Source organism: Methylocapsa polymorpha (assembly GCF_045689225.1).
In the GTDB taxonomy this organism is placed as follows: domain Bacteria; phylum Pseudomonadota; class Alphaproteobacteria; order Rhizobiales; family Beijerinckiaceae; genus Methylocapsa; species Methylocapsa polymorpha.
Window position 1 is genome coordinate 1,416,671 of sequence record NZ_CP136862.1, and the last position, 20,487, is coordinate 1,437,157.

A 20,487-nucleotide genomic window follows, 5' to 3' on the forward strand; every position below is an offset into this window, starting at 1 on the left:
ATGCAGTCCGGGCTTTACGTCACCCTCTCCGCTCAAGTCGCCCTCGATCGGCGGTTGACGACGATCGCGGCCAATATCGCCAACCAGAGCACGCCCGGCTACAGGGCCGAGGAGGTGGACTTCAAGACGCTCGTCTCGCGCGCCGGAGACAAGCCCGTCGCTTTTGTCTCGCAAGGCGACACGTTTATTTCCCGTCGCCCCGGCGTTCCGATCAAGACCGACGCCCCGTTCGATGTTGCGGTCCAGGGCGACGGCTGGCTCGCGCTGCAAACGCCGGCGGGGACCGTCTACACACGCGACGGCCGCATGCGCATGTTGGAGAGCGGCGCATTGCAGAGCATCGACGGCTATCCCGTCCTCGACGCCGGCAATACGCCCATTCTCCTCGATCCTGACGGAGGGCCGCCGGCCATCGCCCGAGATGGAATGATCTCGCAGAACGGCCATCAGATCGGCGCCATTGGCCTGTTCAGCCTGGACGAGACCGCCAAGCTCAAGCGCTATGACAATTCCGGCATCATCTCCGATAAGCCGGCGACTCCCGTTCTCGACTTCACCCGAAACGGGATCGCGCAAGGCTATGTCGAAGGGGCGAACGTCAACCCGATTCTGGAAATAGCCAAAATGATCACGATCTCGCGCGCCTTCGAAAGCATTTCTTCGGCGCTGACGGGATCCGAATCCTCGCTCAAGGACGCGATCAAGACGCTCGGCTCTTCATCATGACGGCGCATTCGCTCGCCCGTCTCGAGCTTGCCGTGGAGCGGACATGCAATGAGCTGGCTCTGGTCCGCGTTTCAGGCTGCGTCGCCGAGGTCGCGCCTTCGCATGCGCGCGTCATCGGGCTATCGCGATTCTTGCAGCTCGGGGATTGTGTCGCCTTCGAGGCCGATGATCAAAGGCGACTCGCGGAAGTCGTTCGGATTGACGGACAAGGCGCGACGGTCAAGACTTTCGAATCCAGCATTCCGATGCGGCTCGGCGGCAGAGTCTATCGCATCGGCCCGTTGCGTCTCACGCCGCATCGGAGCTGGAAGGGACGCGTGCTGAACGCGCTCGGCGTCCCGATCGACGCGGCCGGCCCGCTGCGCCAGGGCGATGAAGAGCGTCCAATCGACGCCGCTCCGCCGCCCGCAATGCGGCGAAGCCGCATTACAAAGCCATTGAAGACGGGGGTGCGCGTGATCGATCTGTTCACGCCGATCTGCGCTGGCCAAAGGATCGGGATCTTTGCCGGATCAGGCGTCGGCAAGTCGACCCTCCTCGCTATGCTCGCTGGATCGCGGGATTTCGGCGCCGTCGTCATCGCTCTCGTCGGCGAACGCGGGCGGGAAGTGCGCGAATTCCTCGAGGACGCCTTGGCCGCGAACCGCGCTCTTGCCGTCGCCGTCGTGGCGACCGGAGACGAAAGCCCGACGATGCGCCGCCTTGCGCCAAAGACCGCCATGACGATCGCCGAATTTTTTCGCGATCAAGGCGAGTCCGTGCTCCTCATCGTCGATTCCGTCACGCGTTTCGCCCATGCCGCGCGCGACATCGCGCTGGCGGCCGGAGAGCCCGCCGTTGCGCGCGGCTATACGCCGAGCGTTTTCAGCGATCTGCCTAAGCTTCTCGAAAGAGCCGGTCCTGGCGAAGAAAAGAAAGGCTCGATTACCGGCGTCTTTTCAGTCCTTGTCGATGGCGACGATCACAACGATCCGGTGGCCGACGCCATTCGCGGCACGCTCGACGGACATATCGTTCTCGATCGCGCGATCGCCGATCAAGGCCGCTTTCCCGCCGTCAACGTCCTGGCGTCGATCTCGCGTCTGGCTCAGATTGCATGGACCGGCGAGCAACAAAGTCTTGTCGCAAAACTGCGCGGACTCATTGCGCGTTATGAAGACACGCGCGACCTTCGCCTCATGGGCGGCTATCGGGAGGGAGGCGACGCCGAACTCGACCAGGCCGTTGCGATGGTCCCCAAAATCTACGAGGCGATGAGGCAAACGCCGCGGTCCGAGCCGAGCAAGGACGCGTTTCGTGAACTCGCCAAAGTGCTGCAGGACAAATAGGCGCGCCCTGCCTAGAAGTCACTCAATGGAGTCGAGGAGGCTCGCATTGCCGCCGACGGCGGCGGTGTTGATCGAGACCGTCTGTTCGACACAGAATCGGTCAAGGTAATGCGGTCCGCCAGCCTTCGGTCCCGTGCCCGAGAGGCCGAAACCGCCGAAGGGCTGCGCGCCGACGACGGCGCCGATCATGTTGCGATTGACATAGCAATTGCCGGCCAAACGCCGCTCCACAATATGCTCGATGGTCGCGTCGATGCGCGAATGCACCCCCAACGTCAAACCATAGCCGCTGGATTCGAGCGCATCGAGCAAGCGATCGAGCTCCTCCGCTTTGTAGCGAACGACATGGAGGATGGGGCCGAAGACCTCGCCCTTGAGATCGCTCGCGGAGGCAAGCTCGAAAATATGCGGCGCGACATAGAAGCCCTTTTGCGGCGCGCTCGCAGGAGCCTCACCGGCTAGATGAACGACGGCGCGTCCGCGCATCGCCTTGATGTGAGAGTCGAGGCTCTTCTTGGCGGATTGATCAATGACCGGGCCGATATGAACGGCAAGATCGCGCGGATTGCCGACCAGAAGCTCCCGCGCGGCGCCGCCGATCATCGCGATCATCTTGTCCGCCACATCCTCCTGGATGCAGAGAAGCCGAAGCGCCGAGCAGCGCTGTCCAGCCGAGCGAAAAGCGGAGGTCGCGACATCGTCGCTGACCTGCTCCGGCAAAGCCGTGGCGTCGACGATCATGGCATTGACGCCGCCGGTCTCGGCGATCAGAGCCGCGATGGCGCCGTCTTTCGCTGCGAGGGCGCGATTGATCCTTGCGGCGGTCTCCATCGAGCCGGTGAAGGCGACCCCGGCGACGTCGGGCAAAGCGACGAGCGCCGCGCCCACCCGCCCATCTCCCGGCAAGAGATGCAAAGCCGATGCGGGCGTCCCCGCGCGATGAAAAGCCTCGACGACGGCGGCCGCGATCAGCGGCGTCTGTTCGGCGGGCTTGGCGAGGACGCTATTGCCGGCCACAAGGGCGGCTGCGACCTGACCGAGAAAGATCGACAGCGGAAAATTCCATGGGCTGATGCAAACAAAAACGCCGCGGCCTCGCCAAAAGAGCCTGTTATCTTCTCCCGTAGGCCCCTGCATCACGGCGGCGGATTCGAACCGCCGCCGCGCTTCTTGCGCGTAATAGCGACAGAAATCGATTGCCTCCCGCCATTCGCCGATGGCGTCGTCGAGAGTCTTGCCCGCCTCGATTTGGAGAAGATGCAGCCATTGCGGCGCCCGCGCTTCGAGGTCTTGCGCGACGCGCTCGAGGCAGGCGGCGCGCGAACCGATCGGCGTGCGCGACCAGAGCCGGAAACCTGCGCGGGCCGCCTGCATCGCCTCCGCCGATTGGTCGGGTGTCGCCTCATGAACGACTCCAATGATCCCGCCGTCTATGGGCGAGATGACGTCGCGCGCAACGCCCTGCCGCCGCAGGCCCGAGATGATCGGCGCGGCGTCGCGGATGGGTCGGGCCTTCGCAATCGCGTCCATCAGCGCGCCAAGGGTCCGCCGATCGCCGAACTCGACGCCCTTGGCGGCCTTGCGCGACGGCATATAAAGATCTTCCGGCAAAGGCAGAGTCGGCGCGCGCGCGCGGCCGGCGTCGCTGATGACGTCTTGCGGCCGGACCAGAAGCTCGCGCGTCTCGACATGCGGATCGCCGAGACGCGCGACGAAGGATGAATTGGCGCCGTTTTCGAGAAGACGCCGCACCAGATAGGCGAGCAGATTCGCATGCGCCCCGACCGGCGCGTAGACGCGGCAAGGAAGCGCGGAAAATTCGTTACGCAAGGCCGCAAAAAGCCCTTCGCCCATGCCGTGGAGGCGCTGGAACTCGAAGCCCTCGACGCCGCCCGCGAATTCGATGATCGTCGCCACGGTCAGCGCGTTATGGGTCGCAAATTGCGGGTAGATGGCGTCGCGCGCCGCAAGAAGCCGCTTTGCGCAAGCCAGGTAATTCAGATCGGTCATCGCCTTGCGGGTAAAGACCGGATAATCGGCGAGGCCGCGCTCTTGCGCGCGCTTGACCTCCGTATCCCAATAAGCACCCTTGACGAGCCGCAGCATCAAGCGGCGATTGCATTGGCGCGCGGCCACAACGACATGATCGATGACCGCCAAGGCGCGCTTCTGATAGGCTTGCACGGCGAGGCCAAAGCCGTCCCAGCCGGCGAGCGAAGGGTCGAAAAGCAAGAGATCGACGACGTCGAGCGAAAGCTCGAGCCGATCGGCTTCTTCCGCATCGATGGTGAAATTCAGGTCATGCCGCTTCGCCATGCGCGCGAGTTCGGCGGCGCGAGGCGCAAGCTCGGCCAGGACGCGCGCGCGCGACTGCGGCTCGTAGCGCGGATGCAGCGCCGAGAGCTTGACCGAAATGCCCGGCCGCTCGGCTGAAGATTTCTGCGAAGCCGACCCGCCGATAGCCTCGATCGCATGCGCGTAGGAGGCGAAATAATGCTCGGCGTCGTCTTTCGTGCGGGCGCCCTCGCCGAGCATATCGAAGGAGTAACGAGAGCGCCGCCCTTCGTGCGAGGAGGCGCGGTTCAAAGCGTCCTCAATCGTCTCGCCGAAGACGAAATGCGATCCCATGAGCTGCATCGCCTGCCGCGCGGCCGCGCGCACTGCGCCCATGCCAAGCCTGCGCGCGACATCGGCGACGATTCCATGCGCGGTCTTGCCTTTCTCGATGACCTGGGCGGTGATCCCCAGCGCCCAGGCGGCGGCGGAGACGAGCAGCGCTTCCGAGCCCCCGGCATGGCTGCGCCAATGCGCCGAAGCGAGCTTATCTTCGATCAGCAAGTCTGCGGTGTAATCGTCGGGGACGCGCAGGAGCGCCTCGGCGAGCACCATGAGAGCAAGGCCCTCCTCCGACGATAGGGAATATTCCCGCAGCAGATCTTCCAACCCGCCGATGCGAGAGGACTTGGCCCGCACCGCCGCGATGAGACGCGAGGCCAATGAATCGATCCGCGCTTCGGCTTCCTTGGCCAAGTCCGCATCTTTGAGAAGCTCGACGGCGAGCAACTCGTCGGCCGACGCATAGGGCGCTGTGAAAACTGGAAGCGCGAGCTCGGAAGTCATGCGAAGCCTGCTTTGGAAAAAGCTGATCGATGCTTCAAATATAGGAGGTCTAGCGCCGCAGCTAAGAGGCTCAACTGCGCGACAGCCTCAACCCCGCCGCACCAACGACCAGGCTAGGCCGCAACACAGGGTCTATTCGGCGTAGCTCGCGACATTCGCCGGATAGACCTCCTCCAGAGCGTCGTGGAAGATCTCAACCGCTTGGAGAAGATCGGCCTCCTCGATAACGAGCGGCGGCGCGAAACGAATGACCGTCTCATGCGTGTCCTTGGTGAGGACGCCGCGCCGCATCATCGCGAGACATACATCCTTCGCCTTGGCGCGCGCCGGATCGAGCTCGACGCCCACCCAAAGCCCCTTGCCGCGAACATCGACAATAGCCGGATGATCGATTCTCGAAAGCGCATCGAGCAGGATCTTGCCGAGAACGAAACTGCGACGCGCCAGATCCTCGTCCTGCAGGACGAGGATCGCCGCGCGCGCGACCGCGGCCGCAAGCGGATTGCCGCCGAAAGTCGAGCCATGGCTGCCCGGATCGAACACATCCATCACCGCGCGGCGCGCCACGAAGGCCGAGACAGGCAGCAGTCCGCCGCCAAGCGCCTTGCCGACGATGAGGCCGTCAGGTCTGGCGTTTTCATGTTCGAAGCAGAAATTCCGCCCGGTGCGCCCGAAGCCGGACTGGACCTCGTCGAAGATCAGCAAGACGCCATGCCGGTCGCAGATCCGCCGCAGCGCCGCGAGATAGCCCTTGGGCGGCACGATGACGCCCGCCTCGCCCTGCACCGGCTCAACGAGGACGGCGGCCGTGCAGGGCCCGATCAACGCCTCGAGCGCGGCGGCGTCGCCATAAGGCGCGGTGACGAAACCGGGAGCGAACGGGCCAAAGCCACGCCGGCATGACGGTTCGGTCGAGAAGCCGATGATCGATGTCGTGCGGCCATGGAAATTCCCCGCGGCGACGATGATTTCCGCTTTGTCATGCGGAATCGAAAGCCGGTCATAGCCATAGCGGCGCGCCGCCTTGATCGCGGTCTCGACCGCCTCGGCCCCGGTGTTCATCGGCAGGCAAACGTCGAGCCCGGCAAGGCTCGCGAGATCCTCGCAGAAGCCGCCGAGATTATCGGAATGATATGCGCGCGAGACGAGATCGAGACGCCCGAGCTGGAGCGAGAGCGCCTCGACGAGGCGCGGATGCAGATGGCCGAAGCTCGCCGCCGAATAGGCGCTCATCATATCGATGTAGCGCTTGCCTTCGACGTCAAAAAGATGCGCGCCGCGCCCATGCGCGAGCACCACCGGAAAAGGCGCATAGTTTTTCGCGCCGAAGCGGGCTTCGCGCTCAATGACGCTCTGTAGGGACATGGGAGGCGCTCTATCTTTTGCTTGCCGCATTTACTTCCACTTGCCGAAAAGCGCCGCCCAAGCCGGAAAACGCCCTCGCCGCCGCTTCTTTCGACAAGAATATATATCACATAAAGACCACGTTTTTCCCCCGGAAACTCAGCCGCTTAGGCGCAGATTATCCGACCCGCCGCCCCGCTTGAGCGCAAAAATTCGCTCGCGCCGTTTTGGCCGCGGCGGCGGGGGACTATCCTTGTACGAATCAGGCGAGCGCCAACATGCGAGAGACCCATGCCGCGCCGACACATGGTCGATGAAATGGACCTTAAAATCATGCGGCGGATTCAGCTCGACGCGCGAATCAGCAATGTCCGCCTCGCCGAAGACGTGCATCTCTCGCCGAGCGCCTGTCTCGACCGGGTGAAGGCGCTCGAAAAAGACGGGCTCATCCGCCGCTATGTCGCGGATTTCGACCTGGCGAAAATATGCAGCACGGTGATGCTTCTCGTCGAAGTCATTCTAGAGAATCACAGGGAGGCCGATTTCGAGCGTTTTCTCGCCGCGATCCGCATGCGCGAGGAGGTGTTGGAATGTTTCAAGATCGGCGGCCGGATCGATTATCTCATGCGGGTGATCTGCCGCGACATAGAGCATTATAATGAATTGAGCGATTTCATGAGTCGGGGCGAATTAGGGATCGAGAAGTTCCACGGCCATGTCGTGCTGGCTATGGACAAGAATTTTCACGGCTATCCGCTCGACTTGCTCATGGAGCCGCAAAAGCGGGGGTGAGACGCAAACTTGGCGCGTCGTCAGGGAGTGTCGCGGTTTGAGTTGCTGCGTTGCGCCCAACCCAGTCATTGAGCGGACGAAGCCGCTCCCGCGGAGCGGACGTCTGCATGTTTTTGTCGAAGCCCGCGCGATGTGTGACTGCGAAACCACATGGACGAGTTCTCACACATGGCAAGCCCCGCCCAGCGACGCTTGGCCTTGCCAATCGAGCGATGTGACGGCAATCTCAGCTCAACAAGGATGTTCATTGGGCACATGCCGGAGCATTCTCTCGTCGGGCGACAGGATATGGGAAACTCCAAAACCATGATCATGGACGGTGAGATTGCCGGCGCAGGCGAGATGGACGACGCGGCCTTGCCTGGGCTTCGGTCGGAACTTCTCAACCGCCGGTCGTTTCTGTTCGGCTCCGCCGTCAGTCTCGGCGCGCTGGGGCTCGCCGGTTGCGCGACAACCGACGACATGGCCCGCATGGAGGCGGCGAAGCTCTACGGGCCCGTGCCTGACAAGAAATTCCCGATCCCGGCGGTCGACGTCGCCAAGCTCGATCCGAAATATGTTCGCCGGACCGTGCGCTACGACAGCAAGGAAGCGCCCGGCACGATCATCATCGATCCCGCGAACTACTATGTGTACCGCATCGAAGGCGAGGGAAACGCCACCCGCTACGGCGCCAATGTCCCCCGCAAGGGCTTCCTGTGGAACGGCGACACTTACGTCGGGCGCAAGGCGGAATGGGCGACCTGGACCCCGCCCAAGGAGATGATCGAGCGCCAGCCGGAAGCGCGCAAATACGCCGGCGGCATGCCGGGAGGCCTCGACAATCCGCTCGGCGCCCGCACGCTCTACCTTTATCAGAACGGCAAGTACACGGTCTGCACGATCTACGCGACCAGCGACCCCGAGTCGATCGGCAAGGGCGTCACCAGCGGCTGCACCGGCCTTCTCACTCAGGACATGCTCGACCTCTACGAGCGCACGCCGGTCAAGACCAAGGTAATCCTTCTGCCGGCATAAGCGACGGCGTCAGTCCCCCTGTCCGAGCGCGCCGGCGTGGGCAGGCAAAAACATGGCCGTTCGCTGGAGTCCTAGCGATTGTGGGGGTGCGGCGGTCACTTGTCGTGTGTCCGAACTACGCCGCTTCGAACGTCCGCTGCCTATTCGCTTCTGCCTAAAAGCGGACCGGCTGCTTCCGGCCCAAATGAGACACTACCCGCCGTCGACACTATTCTGCGGCGAGAAATCTCTCGTCCACCGGAACGCCATAGCCGACCGCCAGACGATTGGTTTCATTCGCGACGCCTATCACCGCAAGCAACTCAGCCAATTGCTCCTCGGTCATGCCCTTGGCCCTTGCGGAAGCCGTATGAGACGCGATGCAATAATTGCAATTATTCGTGACGCTGACCGCTATATAGACCAGCTCCTTCGTCAAAGGATCCAAAGCCCCAGGCGCCATGACCTGCTTGATCGTCTCCCATATGCGCTTCAAGGTCGGGGGATGATTGGCGAGCGCTTTCCAGAAATTATTGACCCAATCGGTCTTGCGGGTCGCTTTGATATCCTCGTAAACCGCCAGGACCTCGGCGGAAGCCGCATTTTCCTCAATCAACGCCGCCACTTTGCCGTCTCCTCTTTCTTGTCGCGCTGTCTGCGCATCGCGCCTGCCGACGCCTCTCTGTCGCCGGTTATAACGCTCGATCGGAAAAATCCGGGTCGTAACGCGCTAGAAACAGGCTGACGGCCTCCTCGACATGGGCTTGTATCTGCTCGTCGCTGAGCGCATTCCATCCCGGCGCGACCAGCTCGAGGACATGGCGGTTGCAGAAGATCGCGCCGAGAAAGAGCTTCGCGGCGAGTTCCGGATCGAGACAGCGGAGCTTCCCGCGCCGCATCGCCGCGCCGAGGTAACGGGCGAGCTTGTCCAAGACGCGGCCCGGCCCTTGCGTGTAGAAGATTCGGCCGAGTTCCGGCTCGCGCGGCGCTTCCGAGACCACCATTCGGTAGAGCGCGAGCGAATCCGCGCTGACGAGGAACCGCAGCAAGCTGACGCCGAGTTCGAAGAGGACCTCGCGCGGCGGCGCCTCGACCGGCAGTTCACAGTCGTCCACGCCGGTGATCCGCGCCGAACGGCTTCGCACCATTGCCGAAAAAAGCCCCTCCTTGCTGCCGAAATGCCGATAGAGGGTTTCTTTTGAGGCTCCGGCCTGGGCCGCGATCATCTGCATTGTGGTCTCGGCGAAACCGCGATCGAGAAACACCCGTTCGGCCACCGCCGCGATTTCCTCGCGGCGCTTTTCCCCACGCGGGATGCGGCGGACCGCATTATCCTTCGAGGGCGTTGACACTTGAGCATTCTGCATGTAACCGTACCAATGAGTTCGCTTATGTCAAAACATGCGTCACACGGCTTTCTTCTGCAATCCCTTACGCCACATTGTACAGCGGCTTTCAATGGGCTCACAGGCAAGCGATAGCTTCTCATGACCGACGCTCTTCCAGACCATGAGCTCTTGCGCGAGGAAGAGGTGCGAGAGGCCAAAGAAAAGGAGCTCCCGGCTCCGGATGGCGTCGAGCCCAGCTCCGGCGGCCCCGAGGCGGCTGCGGAAACCATCCGCCGCAATCGCCGTCCTTTCGTCTTGCGGCTCGCCATCATCGGCGGCGCGCTGCTGGCCGCCGGCGTCATCTATTTTTGGCTGTCGTCCCGCAACATCGAATCGACGGACGACGCCTACACCGACGGCCGCGCGATGACGATCGCGCCGCAGGTCTCGGGACTTGTCGTCTCGCTGGATGTCGCTGACAACCAATTCGTGCGCGAGGGCGATCCGCTGATTCATATCGATCCGCGGCAATATGTGCATGACCGCGACTCAGCCCAAGGCGCGCTCGACGTCGCCAAGGCCCAGCTCGCCGGCCAGAGGCTCGGCGCCGAGATCGCCCGCAAGAATTTTCCTGCTTTGCTGAAACAAGCGCAAGCGCAGCTTGCGTCGGCCCAGGCCGCGGAAATAAGGGCGCAGGCGGACTATCAACGCCAACGCAGCCTGCCGAAACAAGCGACGACCCAGCAGGAGGTCGACGCCGCCACGGCCGCTCTCCGGCAAGCGCAAGCCCAAGTGCAACTGGCCGAGGCGCAAGTCCTGGCGGCCGAGCCTGTGCCGCAGCGCATCGGCCAGGCCGACGCGGACGTCGGCCAGTTGACCGGCCAGGTCGAGCAGGCTCAGGCCAGGCTCGACCAGGCGAAATTGAATCTCGACTGGACGGTCGTCAGGGCGCCGCAGGACGGCTGGATCACCAAGCGCAATGTCGAGCTCGGCAATTACGTGACCCCCGGCCAACAGATCTTCTCGATCGTCTCGCCGGAGGTCTGGGTGACAGCCAATTTCAAGGAAAACCAGCTTGGCGGAATTCGTCCTGGACAGCCCGTGAAAATTAAGGTGGACGCTTATCCGCAGCTCGCCCTCAAGGGGCATGTGGACAGCGTCCAGCTCGGGTCTGGCTCGAAATTCACCGCTTTTCCGCCCGAGAACGCAACCGGCAATTTCGTCAAGATTGTCCAGCGCGTGCCCGTCAAGATCGTCATCGACAGCGGCCTCGATCCGAAGCTTCCACTTCCGCTCGGCCTCTCCGTGGTCCCGACGGTGACGCTGAAATGAGCGAGGCGCAGACTGACGACGCTCGGCAATGGAAGCCCGCGCATAATCCATGGGCCATTGCGGTCGTGGTCACGCTCGCAGCCTTCATGGAAATCCTCGACACGACGATCGTCAATGTCGCTTTGCCCCATATCGCCGGCAGCCTGTCGTCGAGCAATGACGAAGCGACCTGGGCGCTCACCTCCTATCTCGTCGCCAATGGAATCGTTCTCACGATCTCCGGCTGGCTCGCGGCGGTGATCGGCCGCAAGCGCTATTTCCTGATCTGCATCGCCATGTTCACCGTCTGCTCCTTCCTTTGCGGGATCGCGACCAGCTTGCCGCAACTTGTCGCCTTCCGGCTCCTGCAAGGTTTCTTTGGCGGCGGCATGCAGCCGAGCCAGCAATCGATCATTCTCGACACCTTTCCGCCGAGTAAACGCAGCGCCGCATTTGGCGTGACCGCCATTGCAACCATTGTCGCGCCTGTGCTTGGGCCGACCCTCGGCGGCTACATCACGGATACGCTCAATTGGCGGTGGATATTCTTCATCAATCTGCCGGTGGGCGTGATCGCGGTTATTTTCGTCTTCATCCTGGTCGAGGATCCGCCGTGGCAAAAGCGCATATCGCGCCACGTCGATTTCATCGGGCTGTTTCTGATCACGCTCGGGCTTGGCGCCTTGCAGGTCACGCTCGATCGCGGCGAGGACGAGGATTGGTTCGGATCGCGCTTCATTCAGATCACGGCTGTATTGGCGGTGGTCGGAATCTTCGGCGCCATCGGCTGGCTGCTTACCGCCAAGAAGCCAGTCGTTTCGCTCGAAGTCTTCAAGGACCGGAACTTCACCATGGGATGCGTTTGCATCGCCGCGACCGGCGCAGTTCTCTACGCCGGCGCCGTGGTCATCCCGCAATTCACCCAGACGTTGATCGGTTATAATGCGACATGGTCTGGGTTGATCCTTTCGCCGGGCGGCGTCGCCATTATTGTTCTGATTCCTGTCGTCACGCAATTGATGCGATTCGTTCAAACCCGCATCCTGATCGCCGCCGGCTTCGTCATCATGGGAGCGGCCTTCGTCTATTCGAGCCAGCTCACCTTGGACATCGATTTCCGGACGCTCGTCATCATGCGCTCCGCGCAGACGGCGGGACTCGCCTTCCTTTTCGTGCCGATCAGCACCATCGCTTACACGACTCTGCCGCGCGAGCTGAACGGCGACGCGACGGCGCTTTTCGTCATGTTCCGCAATGTGTTCGGCTCGATTGGAATCGCCATCGCAAGCAGCATGATCATCCAGCGGCTGCAGGTCCATCAATCCTATCTCTCGCAATGGGCAACCCCCTTTCATCAACCCTACAACGAGCTCGTGGCGCGTTATGAAAGAGCGTTGGTGGCGATGGGACACTCGGCGAGTTCGGCGCATGATGTCGCGGTCGGGAAGGTCTATCAGGTCTTTCAGGCGCAGGCGGCGGTGCTCGGTTATTCGGATGTCTTTCTTTTGGCCGGCGCCGTGGCCTTTGCCGTGGCGCCTTTGTGCTTTTTGCTCTCGGGCGTCAAGGGCGGGGGCGGCGGCGCCTCGGTCCATTAGCCATAGATCCACGAGGTCGGAGCGGTTCATGCGCCCAGCCGATTTTCACTCGGGCTCCAGGTCTGAAACCGGACCGAGCATCGCCCCTCGACGCCGCCTGGCTATGCTGGCGGCGCTGCTGCCTCTGCTCTTGACATGCGGCTGCCTTTCGGTCGGGCCAGACTTCTCGCCGCCGGACCCTTTGTTGCCCCCAACTTCGTTCTTCGGGAAGCCGGAGCCCGCCATCAGCACGGTAGGAAGCCTTCCGCCCGGCGGCCCCACGAAGAGCAATAGCGCGCAGATCGATCCAGAATGGTGGGCCGCGTTTCGCGATCCGATCCTGACATCGCTCGCCAGCCGCGTCGTCGGCGCCAATCTCGATGTGCAATCGGCGAGTGTCAGACTTGCCGAAAGCCGGTTCCAACGCGGGGTCACCGCCTCGGCCGCCTTCCCGAGCGTCAATTTCAGCCCCTCCTATCAACGCGAATTATTGAGCCAGAACGGAATCTTGAGCCTGGCCAGCGGTTTCACCGGCGCGCCCATAAAAGTGCCGCCGATAAGCATTTATCAGGTTGGCTTCGACGCCTCTTGGGAGATCGACATCTGGGGCCATGTCAGGCGCCAGATCGAAGCGGCGGAGGCGGAGGTCGAAAGCTCGGAATATCAGCGCCGCGACACGCTGGTCGCGACCCTGGCGGAACTCGCGCGCGATTATATCGAGCTGCGCGGCGCGCAAACGCAGATCGCGATTGCAAACGCCAATCTCGTCAGCTCGAACGACATTCTGCGGCTGACTCGAACCCGCGCGGAAAAGGGTTTGACGACCGGGCTCGACGTTGAGAACGCCGCCGCCCAAGTGGAGAGCGTCCGCGCGCAACTGCCAACCCTGGAAAACCAGGAATCATCCTATATCAACGCCTTGAGCCTTCTCCTCGACGAGCCTCCAGGATCCTTGAGAAGCGAGCTGGCAAGGGCCAAGCCCATCCCGCCCACGCCGCCGCGCGCGCCGCTCGGCGTCCCATCCGAACTCGCCCGCCGCCGCCCGGACATCCGTCGGGCGGAAGCGGAGCTTCACGCCGCGACAGCCAATATCGGCGTCGCCGTCGCCGATTTCTACCCGAGCGTGAAATTCAATGGCAGCGTCGGGTTCAATGCGCTCGATCTGAAGAACCTTTGGAAGGGCAGCTCGCTGCAATATCAGCTCGGCCCAAGCATTTCGCTCCCGATTTTTGAAGGCGGCCGGCTCAAATCGACCCTGGAATTGCGCGAGGCCCAGCAGCAAGAGGCCTATATCGCCTATCACAAAACCGTGCTTCAGGCCTGGCACGAGGTCGTCAACGCCTTGGTCGCCTATCGGACCGAGCAGGAGCGGCGCGCGAGTCTGAAGGCGCAGGTGGACCATTCCCGCCAAGCCCTGATGCTTTCGCGCTCGCGCTATAACAATGGCGTCGGCGACTTCATCACCGTCCTCGACGCGGAACGAACCGTATTGCAGGCCGAGTTGCAACATGCCCAAAGCGCGACCGCCGTATCGACCGATTTCGTGCAGCTCTACAAGGCTCTAGGCGGCGGTTGGGAGCTGACCTATCCGAACGAGGACGCAACCAGCGTCGCCGCAGCCATCCCCTTGCGCTGACCTTTGCCTATCCAGAGCTCGACAGTTCGGGCGCATCCTTTTTGCCCCACAAAGCTGCGCGCCGGCCCGCGCCGCGCGTCGGCAGCCGTGAACTTCACGCAACCAGTCGGCGAAGCTGCGCGTTGCCGTTGGGGGGAGGAAGAACTTGCTGGCGGCCTTCGCAGCCCGGCGCCCAGGCGGCTTAGCCCGCTAAGGGAGACCGGGTTGAGGGGAGCGCCCCCAGAGTTCAAGTCCACCGCGAGGCGGCTGCGACAGCTAGGACGGCGGCATCATGGAACAGCAATTGATGGACGAAGAGCTTCCCGTGATCGCGCGTTTCGAGGTGCGCCGCCGCAGCTATCTCGGCCCCGATAGCGTCATCCGGGGGCGCCCCCCAGCCTTCGCCGCCGACGCCAGCCTGCTGATCCCTCTCCTGCACGCCATGGCGCTCACCCGCGCTTTCGACCTCAAGGCCGTCGCGCTGCAGCGCACGGGACGGCTCGGGACCTACCCCGTTTCGCTCGGCGAGGAAGCGGCTTCGATAGGCGTCGCCAGCGCGATGCGCGACGAGGACGTGCTTTTGCCATCCTACCGCAATACGGGCGCGCAGATTTGGCGCGGGGTCAAGCTGGAGGAGATTCTGCTCTTCTGGGGCGGCGACGAGCGCGGCAGCTTTACTTCGGGGCCGGCGCATGATTTCCCGGTCTGCATCCCCGTCGCTTCGCAGACGACGCATGCGGTGGGCGTGGCTTACGCCTTCAAGCTCAGGAGGGAGCCGAGGGTTGCCGTCTGCATGTGCGGCGACGGCGCAACCTCCAAGGGCGACATGTGGGAGGCGATGAATTTCGCCAACGTTTGGAAGCTGCCCGTGGTGTTCGTCGTCGCCAACAACCAGTGGGCCATCTCCGTGCCGCTCAAATTGCAAACAGCGTCCGAGACGCTGGCTCAAAAGGCGATCGCCGCAGGCTTTGAGGGCGAGCAGGTGGATGGCAATGACGTCATCGCCGTGCGCGCCGCGGCCGAGCGCGCCATCGCCGCCGCCCGCGCTGGCGGAGGCCCTTCCTTCATTGAGGCTGTGACCTATCGGCTCAGCGACCACACGACCGCCGATGACGCCGCGCGCTATCGACCGCCGGAGGATGTTCAGGCGCGTTGGAAAGAGGAGCCCATTGCGCGCCTCAGGACATATCTCGTCAACATGGGCGCATGGGGCAAGCAAGACGAGGAGCGGCTCTCCACCGAATGTCAGGAAAGCGTCGAGGCGGCGGTCGCGCGCTATCTGGCGACGAGGCCTCGCCCACCGGAGTCCATGTTCGACCATCTCTATGCCGAACTCCCGCACGCCTATGTCGGCCAGCGCAGAGAGCTTGAAGGAGCATCCGATGCCTGAGGCGACGCTCGTCGAAGCCGTCAATCTCGCGCTCGCCCGCGCCATGCAGGAGGATCCCGATGTCGTCGTGCTCGGCGAGGATGTCGGCGTCAATGGCGGGGTGTTTCGCGCCACCGTCGGCCTGCAGCAGCGCTTCGGAGCCGATCGCGTGATCGACACGCCCTTGTCCGAGGCGCTGATCGGCGGCCTCTGCGTCGGCATGGCCGCTCAAGGCCTGAAGCCCGTCGGCGAAATCCAGTTCATGGGCTTCATCTATCCCTGCATCGATCAGCTGGCGAACCACGCCTCGAGGCTGCGCAACCGCACCCAGGGACGGCTCACCTGCCCGATGGTCCTACGCGCACCTTTTGGGGCCGGCATTCGGGCTCCCGAACATCATTCCGAAAGCGCCGAGGCTATGCTCGCCCATATTCCGGGCCTGCGCGTGGTCATCCCATCCTCGCCCGAACGCGCCTATGGGCTCCTGCTTGCGGCCATCCGCGATCCTGATCCTGTGGTCTTCCTCGAGCCGACGCGCATCTATCGGGCGGCGAAGGGTCAGGTCGAGGACAATGGCGAGGCCTTGCCGCTCGACGTCGCCTTTGTCTTGCGCGAAGGCCGCGACGTGACTCTGATCAGCTGGGGGGCCATGCTGAAAGAGACCATGGCGGCCGCCGATGAACTCGCCGCCGGGGGCGTCGGCGCGGATGTGATCGATCTCGCCACCCTGAAGCCCTATGACGAGGACGCCGTGCTGGCCTCTGTAGCGAAGACCGGACGCTGCGTAATCGTCCACGAGGCCGCCCGCACTGGCGGCTTCGGCGCCGAGATCGCGGCCTGCATAGCCGAGCGCGGGCTCGCCTCGCTTCTCGCTCCGATCGTCCGCGTCACTGGCTATGACACGGTTACGCCGCTTCCAAGGCTCGAACAACACTACATGCCGTCGGTTGGCCGCATCGTCGACGCCGCCCGCAGGACTTGCGAGTTCAGCTGAACCTCACCGGATGCTTCCCATGCGCGCATTTCTCTTGCCGGATCTCGGCGAAGGCCTCGATGAGGCCGAGATTGTCGGTTGGCATGTGACGGAAGGCGATCATGTGGTCGCCGATCAGCCGCTCGTCTCGGTCGAAACCGATAAGGCCGTCGTCGAAGTGCCCTCTCCGACCGCCGGCCGCATCCTTCGGCTGTTCGGAGCCAAAGGAGATCTCGTGAAAGTGGGCGCGCCGCTCGTGGAATTCGCCGAGGGCGTCGAGCAGGACTCGGGGACGGTCGTCGGCGAATTGGCGCGTGAGGAAGCAAAACCGGCCATCGCCAATGCACCCGCCGAGCCCGCGCGGCCGCAGAGCTTTCATGTCCTTCCGGCGGTGCGGGCGCTCGCGCGCAAGCTCGACGTCGATCTCAATCTCGTTCAGGCCACGGGACCCGGCGGGTCGATTACGACGGCCGACGTTGAGCGCGCCGCCAAAAGCGTGGCTGATGCGGGCGCTGCAGAGGGATTGAGAGGCATGCGGCGCGCCATGGCCCAGCGCATGACTGCGGCGCACGCTAGCGTCGTCCCGGCGAGCGTGACAGACGAGGCCGATATCGACGATTGGGGGAAGAGCGAGGATGTCACCATACGCCTCATGCGCGCGCTTGCGGCGGGCTGCAAGGCCGAACCGTCGCTCAACGCCTGGTACAATGCCGAAGCGGGCGAGCGGCGGCTCATCAAGCGGATCGACGTCGGCGTCGCGGTCGACACGGAGGGCGGCCTCATCGTGCCCGTCGTGCGCAATGTCGGCGAACGCGATCCAAGGGATTTGCGCGCGGGGCTGGAGCGCCTGCGCGCCGACGTCGCCGCGCGTTCAATCCCGCCGGAGGAGCTTCGCGGCGCGACGATCACGCTGTCCAACTTCGGCATGATCGGCGGCCGCTTTGCAAACCTTGTCGTCGTGCCGCCTCAAGTCGCGATCGTGGGCGCCGGCCGCATCGATCAACGCGTCGTCGCGCGCCAAGGCCAGGCGGCGGTGCGGCGCGTCGCGCCATTGTCAATCACTTTCGACCACCGCGTTGTGACCGGCGGCGAGGCCGCTCGGTTCCTCGCTGCGCTCAAAGCGGATCTCGAGCGCGCATCGTAAGAAATTCGTCCGATTTGCCAAGATGACAGAGGGGCGCAAGCGCCGCAGACGATGATGAGCAAGCCAAGGCGCTGTGAGGTCAAAGGCGTTCTGCTCGACCTCGACGGCGTCGTCTATGTCGGCAAGGCGGCTTTGCCGGGTTCTCTCGAGGCGATACGCCAAATCCGGGAGTCGCGCATCCCGCTCAAATTCATCACCAACACGACCCGAAGGCCTAGGCGTCGGATTGTCGGCGATCTCGCGCAACTGGGCCTCGAGGTCGCGATCGAGGATGTCTTCACGCCCGCCGCTTTGGCGCATGACTTCCTCGCGCGCCGGAACCTCACGCCATTTCTCCTCGTGCATCCGGACCTGCATGAGGATTTCGCGGGCTTGCCGCCCGGAGATGGCGAGGCCGTCGTCGTCGGAGACGCGGGCGCGTTCTTCACCTATGATCTTTTGAATCAGGCCTATCGGAAGATCCATCACGGGGCCGAATTTCTCGCGCTGGCGAAGAATCGCAACTTCCTCGACCATGACGGCGAGTTGAGCCTCGACGTCGGCGCGTTTGTCATCGGACTCGAATATGCTTCGGGCAAAACAGCGACCGTGCTTGGAAAACCCGCGCCCGCCTTCTTCGAGCTTGCCGTCGAGAGCCTCGGGCGCCGCGCCGAGGATGTCGTGATGATCGGCGATGACGCCGAGGCCGACATCGGCGGAGCCATGGCGGCGGGCCTAAAGGCCATTCTCGTGCGGACGGGGAAATACCGGCCTGGACAGGAGGAGCATCTTCCCCAAAGACCGACCTATGTGGCTGAGAATCTGAAGGCCGCCGTTGAGCTGCTGTTGAATTAAGGAAGCGTCCGTCATGACGTAGAGGAGGCAGGGAGCTTGAACATGGCTTACGAACTCTACTATTGGCCCGGCATTCAAGGACGCGGCGAATTCGTCCGGCTGACGTTGGAAGAAGCAGGCGCCGATTATATCGACATAGCTCGCGGCGCGGACGGCGTAGATGCGCTTATGGCCTTTCTGGAACGACAGGACATCGTCCATCCGCCATTTGCGGCGCCTTTCCTGAAGGATGGAGACATCCTAATTGGGCAGACCTCCGCCATCCTGCTCTATCTCGGCGATCGCCTCGGCCTCGCTCCGAAAGACGAGGCGCAGCGGCTTTGGACTCACCAGATTCAGCTTACCATCGCCGACCTGGTCGCGGAGGTCCACGACACGCATCATCCCTTGAGCGGGGAACTCTATTACGAGGAACAGAAGCCGGAAGCGCTCCGCCGCGCCAAGCATTTTCGCGAGGAGCGGATTCCCAAGTTCCTGAGCTGGTTCGAGAAAATCCTCGTTCGCAATCCAGACGGCGACGCGCATCTTGTGGGCAGGGCCGTAACCTATGCGGACCTGTCGCTGTTTCAGCTTGTCGAAGGCCTGCTCTATGCTTTTCCACGGCGGATGAAGCGGACTCTCGGCGAGGCTCCACGCGTCGCGGCTCTGCACAAGGCGGTTGCGCAACGTCCGCGCATTCGCGCCTATCTCGACAGCGACCGCCGGCTAGCGTTCAACGAGGAAGGGATCTTTCGCCATTATCCCGAGCTGGACGGCTAACGCTTCAGCCGCGCCGCGCCGGCGCGCGCCAGCGACGAGCCCCATCGCGCAGGAGGAAGATCAGCCCGCAAAGCGCGAGCACGAGCGGCGCCAGAGTGAAGACGCTTAGCAGAACGACCGCCGTCGCGGCTTCGGCGACGCGAGTCAGCACAAGCGTCTCACAAACAACCTGACCTTCGTCGATCCGCGAGCATAGATTGCCCGCGGAGAATACGGCGATGATCGCGAAAGATCCCGCAAGCGCGGCCAGCGCCGCATAGCAGAGAGCTCGGAAGCCTTGCCCCACCAGCTTCGCGATCATGGGGAGGAGCGGCGCGCCCTCACGCCGCCTTCTGCTTCGGCTGCACTTCGGCGGAATAATCGTCGATGAGCGCGCGGGACAGCGCGCCAGGCGTGAACTTGTAGGCTCCAACTTCCGAGACGGGCGTGACTTCGGCGCCCGTGCCGCAGATGAAACATTCGTCGAAACCGGCAAGCTCCTCCGGCATGATGCGCCGCTCGATGACCTCAATGCCGCGCCGCTTGGCGAGGTCGATCACCGTGCGCCTCGTTATGCCGTCGAGGAAGCAATCGGCGATGGGCGTATGAATGGCGCCTTTCGACGCGAAGAAAATATTGGCGCCGGTGCATTCCGCGACGCGTCCCTGCCAGTCGAGCATCATCGCGTCGGCATAGCCGCGCCGCTCGGCGCGATGTTTCGAGATGGTGCAGATCATGTAGAGGCCCGCGGCCTTGGCGCGGCAGGGCGCCGTCGCCGGATCGGGACGGCGATAGTCCGCGATATCGATCCGAATGCCCTTCATCTTCTGCTCGATGTCGAACATGCTTGGCCAGTCCCAGACCGCGACGGCGACATGGATCGTGGAGTTCTGCGCCGAGATCGCCATCATTTCGCTGCCGCGCCAGGCGATCGGGCGGACATAGCAATTCTGAAAATTGTTCTTGTCGACGACGAGCTGCTTGATCGCGTCAAGCTCGGCGGCCGAATAGGGAATCTCGAAATCGAGCAGCTCGGCGGAGGTCTTGAAGCGCTCGGAATGTTCGGTCGATTTGAAGATGCGGCCGCCATAGGCGCGCTCGCCCTCGAATACGCATGAGGCGTAATGGAGGCCATGCGAGAGAACATGCAGCTTGGCGTCCGCCCAGGCGACGAGATTGCCGTTCATCCAAATATAGCCGTCGCGCTGGTCGAAAGGCAAAGCAGCCATGGATCGCTCCTCCCGGGCTTCGTGTTGAGTTTGTTGTCAAGTCTATAAGGACGCCCGCGCGGACAG

The 20,487-nt window shown here is 63.2% G+C and carries 18 protein-coding genes; 12 read left to right on the plus strand and 6 right to left on the minus strand.

From position 1 onward, the window contains the following. Together flgF and fliI are read left to right on the plus strand one after the other, a co-directional pair. On the plus strand, window positions 1–726 hold the full coding sequence (gene flgF, locus RZS28_RS06625; RefSeq protein WP_407340541.1) for a flagellar basal-body rod protein FlgF: 726 nt from the start codon (window positions 1–3) through the stop codon (window positions 724–726). Beyond that, window positions 723–2,054 (plus strand): flagellar protein export ATPase FliI, encoded by a 1,332-nt coding sequence (gene fliI / locus RZS28_RS06630; protein ID WP_407340542.1) that lies wholly within the window; start codon window positions 723–725, stop codon window positions 2,052–2,054. The genes flgF and fliI overlap by 4 nt, the downstream gene beginning before the upstream one ends. Window positions 2,055–2,072: 18 nt before the next feature. Here the strand turns inward: fliI and putA are convergent, their stop codons facing one another. After that, window positions 2,073–5,174, minus strand: coding sequence for a bifunctional proline dehydrogenase/L-glutamate gamma-semialdehyde dehydrogenase PutA (gene putA, locus RZS28_RS06635; protein WP_407340543.1), 3,102 nt, complete (start codon window positions 5,172–5,174; stop codon window positions 2,073–2,075). 132 nt (window positions 5,175–5,306) lie between these two features. Further along, window positions 5,307–6,539, minus strand: coding sequence for an ornithine--oxo-acid transaminase (rocD, locus tag RZS28_RS06640; protein ID WP_407340544.1), 1,233 nt, complete (start codon window positions 6,537–6,539; stop codon window positions 5,307–5,309). Between the two features lie 270 nt (window positions 6,540–6,809). Between rocD and RZS28_RS06645 the strand changes: the two genes are divergently transcribed. Together RZS28_RS06645 and RZS28_RS06650 are read left to right on the plus strand one after the other, a co-directional pair. Further along, window positions 6,810–7,310, plus strand: a complete 501-nt coding sequence (locus tag RZS28_RS06645; RefSeq protein WP_407340545.1) for an Lrp/AsnC family transcriptional regulator — start codon at window positions 6,810–6,812, stop codon at window positions 7,308–7,310. A gap of 306 nt (window positions 7,311–7,616) precedes the next feature. Continuing rightward, window positions 7,617–8,327 (plus strand): L,D-transpeptidase, encoded by a 711-nt coding sequence (locus tag RZS28_RS06650; RefSeq protein WP_407341060.1) that lies wholly within the window; start codon window positions 7,617–7,619, stop codon window positions 8,325–8,327. Window positions 8,328–8,535: 208 nt separating this feature from the next. Here the strand turns inward: RZS28_RS06650 and RZS28_RS06655 are convergent, their stop codons facing one another. Together RZS28_RS06655 and RZS28_RS06660 are read right to left on the minus strand one after the other, a co-directional pair. Continuing rightward, complete coding sequence (locus RZS28_RS06655) at window positions 8,536–8,931, minus strand: carboxymuconolactone decarboxylase family protein (protein ID WP_407340546.1); 396 nt, start codon at window positions 8,929–8,931, stop codon at window positions 8,536–8,538. Window positions 8,932–8,998: 67 nt separating this feature from the next. Then, a complete protein-coding gene (locus RZS28_RS06660) occupies window positions 8,999–9,658 on the minus strand; it encodes a TetR/AcrR family transcriptional regulator (RefSeq protein ID WP_407340547.1) in 660 nt (219 codons plus the stop codon). 135 nt (window positions 9,659–9,793) lie between these two features. Between RZS28_RS06660 and RZS28_RS06665 the strand changes: the two genes are divergently transcribed. The 8 genes from RZS28_RS06665 to RZS28_RS06700 all read left to right on the plus strand — a co-directional run bounded on the left by RZS28_RS06665 (window position 9,794) and on the right by RZS28_RS06700 (window position 19,213). Beyond that, window positions 9,794–10,966 carry an HlyD family secretion protein gene (locus RZS28_RS06665; RefSeq protein ID WP_407340548.1) on the plus strand — a complete coding sequence of 391 codons (1,173 nt, stop codon included), beginning with the start codon at window positions 9,794–9,796 and terminating at the stop codon, window positions 10,964–10,966. Next, window positions 10,963–12,540: a DHA2 family efflux MFS transporter permease subunit gene (locus tag RZS28_RS06670; protein ID WP_407340549.1), complete on the plus strand. Its 1,578-nt coding sequence runs from the start codon at window positions 10,963–10,965 to the stop codon at window positions 12,538–12,540. Before RZS28_RS06665 ends, RZS28_RS06670 begins: the two co-directional genes overlap by 4 nt. Before the next feature lie 28 nt (window positions 12,541–12,568). Further along, the gene (locus RZS28_RS06675) at window positions 12,569–14,155 is read left to right on the plus strand and encodes an efflux transporter outer membrane subunit (protein WP_407340550.1); all 1,587 of its coding nucleotides are present in this window, start codon (window positions 12,569–12,571) and stop codon (window positions 14,153–14,155) included. Window positions 14,156–14,426: 271 nt separating this feature from the next. Then, window positions 14,427–15,524 carry a pyruvate dehydrogenase (acetyl-transferring) E1 component subunit alpha gene (gene pdhA / locus RZS28_RS06680; RefSeq protein ID WP_407340551.1) on the plus strand — a complete coding sequence of 366 codons (1,098 nt, stop codon included), beginning with the start codon at window positions 14,427–14,429 and terminating at the stop codon, window positions 15,522–15,524. Next, a complete protein-coding gene (locus RZS28_RS06685; protein WP_407340552.1) occupies window positions 15,517–16,497 on the plus strand; it encodes an alpha-ketoacid dehydrogenase subunit beta in 981 nt (326 codons plus the stop codon). The genes pdhA and RZS28_RS06685 overlap by 8 nt, the downstream gene beginning before the upstream one ends. Window positions 16,498–16,516: 19 nt before the next feature. Then, window positions 16,517–17,620: a dihydrolipoamide acetyltransferase family protein gene (locus tag RZS28_RS06690; protein ID WP_407340553.1), complete on the plus strand. Its 1,104-nt coding sequence runs from the start codon at window positions 16,517–16,519 to the stop codon at window positions 17,618–17,620. Window positions 17,621–17,671: 51 nt separating this feature from the next. Continuing rightward, window positions 17,672–18,454 carry a TIGR01458 family HAD-type hydrolase gene (locus tag RZS28_RS06695; RefSeq protein WP_407340554.1) on the plus strand — a complete coding sequence of 261 codons (783 nt, stop codon included), beginning with the start codon at window positions 17,672–17,674 and terminating at the stop codon, window positions 18,452–18,454. Window positions 18,455–18,496: 42 nt separating this feature from the next. Continuing rightward, window positions 18,497–19,213 carry a glutathione S-transferase gene (locus RZS28_RS06700; protein ID WP_407340555.1) on the plus strand — a complete coding sequence of 239 codons (717 nt, stop codon included), beginning with the start codon at window positions 18,497–18,499 and terminating at the stop codon, window positions 19,211–19,213. A gap of 4 nt (window positions 19,214–19,217) precedes the next feature. Here the strand turns inward: RZS28_RS06700 and RZS28_RS06705 are convergent, their stop codons facing one another. Beyond that, on the minus strand, window positions 19,218–19,514 hold the full coding sequence (locus RZS28_RS06705; RefSeq protein WP_407340556.1) for a hypothetical protein: 297 nt from the start codon (window positions 19,512–19,514) through the stop codon (window positions 19,218–19,220). 19 nt (window positions 19,515–19,533) lie between these two features. Then, a complete protein-coding gene (locus tag RZS28_RS06710; RefSeq protein ID WP_407340557.1) occupies window positions 19,534–20,421 on the minus strand; it encodes a branched-chain amino acid aminotransferase in 888 nt (295 codons plus the stop codon). Between the last annotated feature and the right edge of the window lie 66 nt (window positions 20,422–20,487).

Bases quoted from the DNA above. Each gene is read 5' to 3' on its own strand.
- flgF (WP_407340541.1), top strand. From the start codon at position 1: ATGCAGTCCGGGCTTTACGTCACCCTCTCCGCTCAAGTCGCCCTCGAT.
- fliI (WP_407340542.1), top strand. From the start codon at position 723: ATGACGGCGCATTCGCTCGCCCGTCTCGAGCTTGCCGTGGAGCGGACA.
- putA (WP_407340543.1), bottom strand. From the start codon at position 5,174: ATGACTTCCGAGCTCGCGCTTCCAGTTTTCACAGCGCCCTATGCGTCG.
- rocD (WP_407340544.1), bottom strand. From the start codon at position 6,539: ATGTCCCTACAGAGCGTCATTGAGCGCGAAGCCCGCTTCGGCGCGAAA.
- RZS28_RS06645 (WP_407340545.1), top strand. From the start codon at position 6,810: ATGCCGCGCCGACACATGGTCGATGAAATGGACCTTAAAATCATGCGG.
- RZS28_RS06650 (WP_407341060.1), top strand. From the start codon at position 7,617: ATGATCATGGACGGTGAGATTGCCGGCGCAGGCGAGATGGACGACGCG.
- RZS28_RS06665 (WP_407340548.1), top strand. From the start codon at position 9,794: ATGACCGACGCTCTTCCAGACCATGAGCTCTTGCGCGAGGAAGAGGTG.
- RZS28_RS06670 (WP_407340549.1), top strand. From the start codon at position 10,963: ATGAGCGAGGCGCAGACTGACGACGCTCGGCAATGGAAGCCCGCGCAT.
- RZS28_RS06675 (WP_407340550.1), top strand. From the start codon at position 12,569: ATGCGCCCAGCCGATTTTCACTCGGGCTCCAGGTCTGAAACCGGACCG.
- pdhA (WP_407340551.1), top strand. From the start codon at position 14,427: ATGGAACAGCAATTGATGGACGAAGAGCTTCCCGTGATCGCGCGTTTC.
- RZS28_RS06685 (WP_407340552.1), top strand. From the start codon at position 15,517: ATGCCTGAGGCGACGCTCGTCGAAGCCGTCAATCTCGCGCTCGCCCGC.
- RZS28_RS06690 (WP_407340553.1), top strand. From the start codon at position 16,517: ATGCGCGCATTTCTCTTGCCGGATCTCGGCGAAGGCCTCGATGAGGCC.
- RZS28_RS06695 (WP_407340554.1), top strand. From the start codon at position 17,672: ATGATGAGCAAGCCAAGGCGCTGTGAGGTCAAAGGCGTTCTGCTCGAC.
- RZS28_RS06700 (WP_407340555.1), top strand. From the start codon at position 18,497: ATGGCTTACGAACTCTACTATTGGCCCGGCATTCAAGGACGCGGCGAA.
- RZS28_RS06705 (WP_407340556.1), bottom strand. From the start codon at position 19,514: ATGATCGCGAAGCTGGTGGGGCAAGGCTTCCGAGCTCTCTGCTATGCG.
- RZS28_RS06710 (WP_407340557.1), bottom strand. From the start codon at position 20,421: ATGGCTGCTTTGCCTTTCGACCAGCGCGACGGCTATATTTGGATGAAC.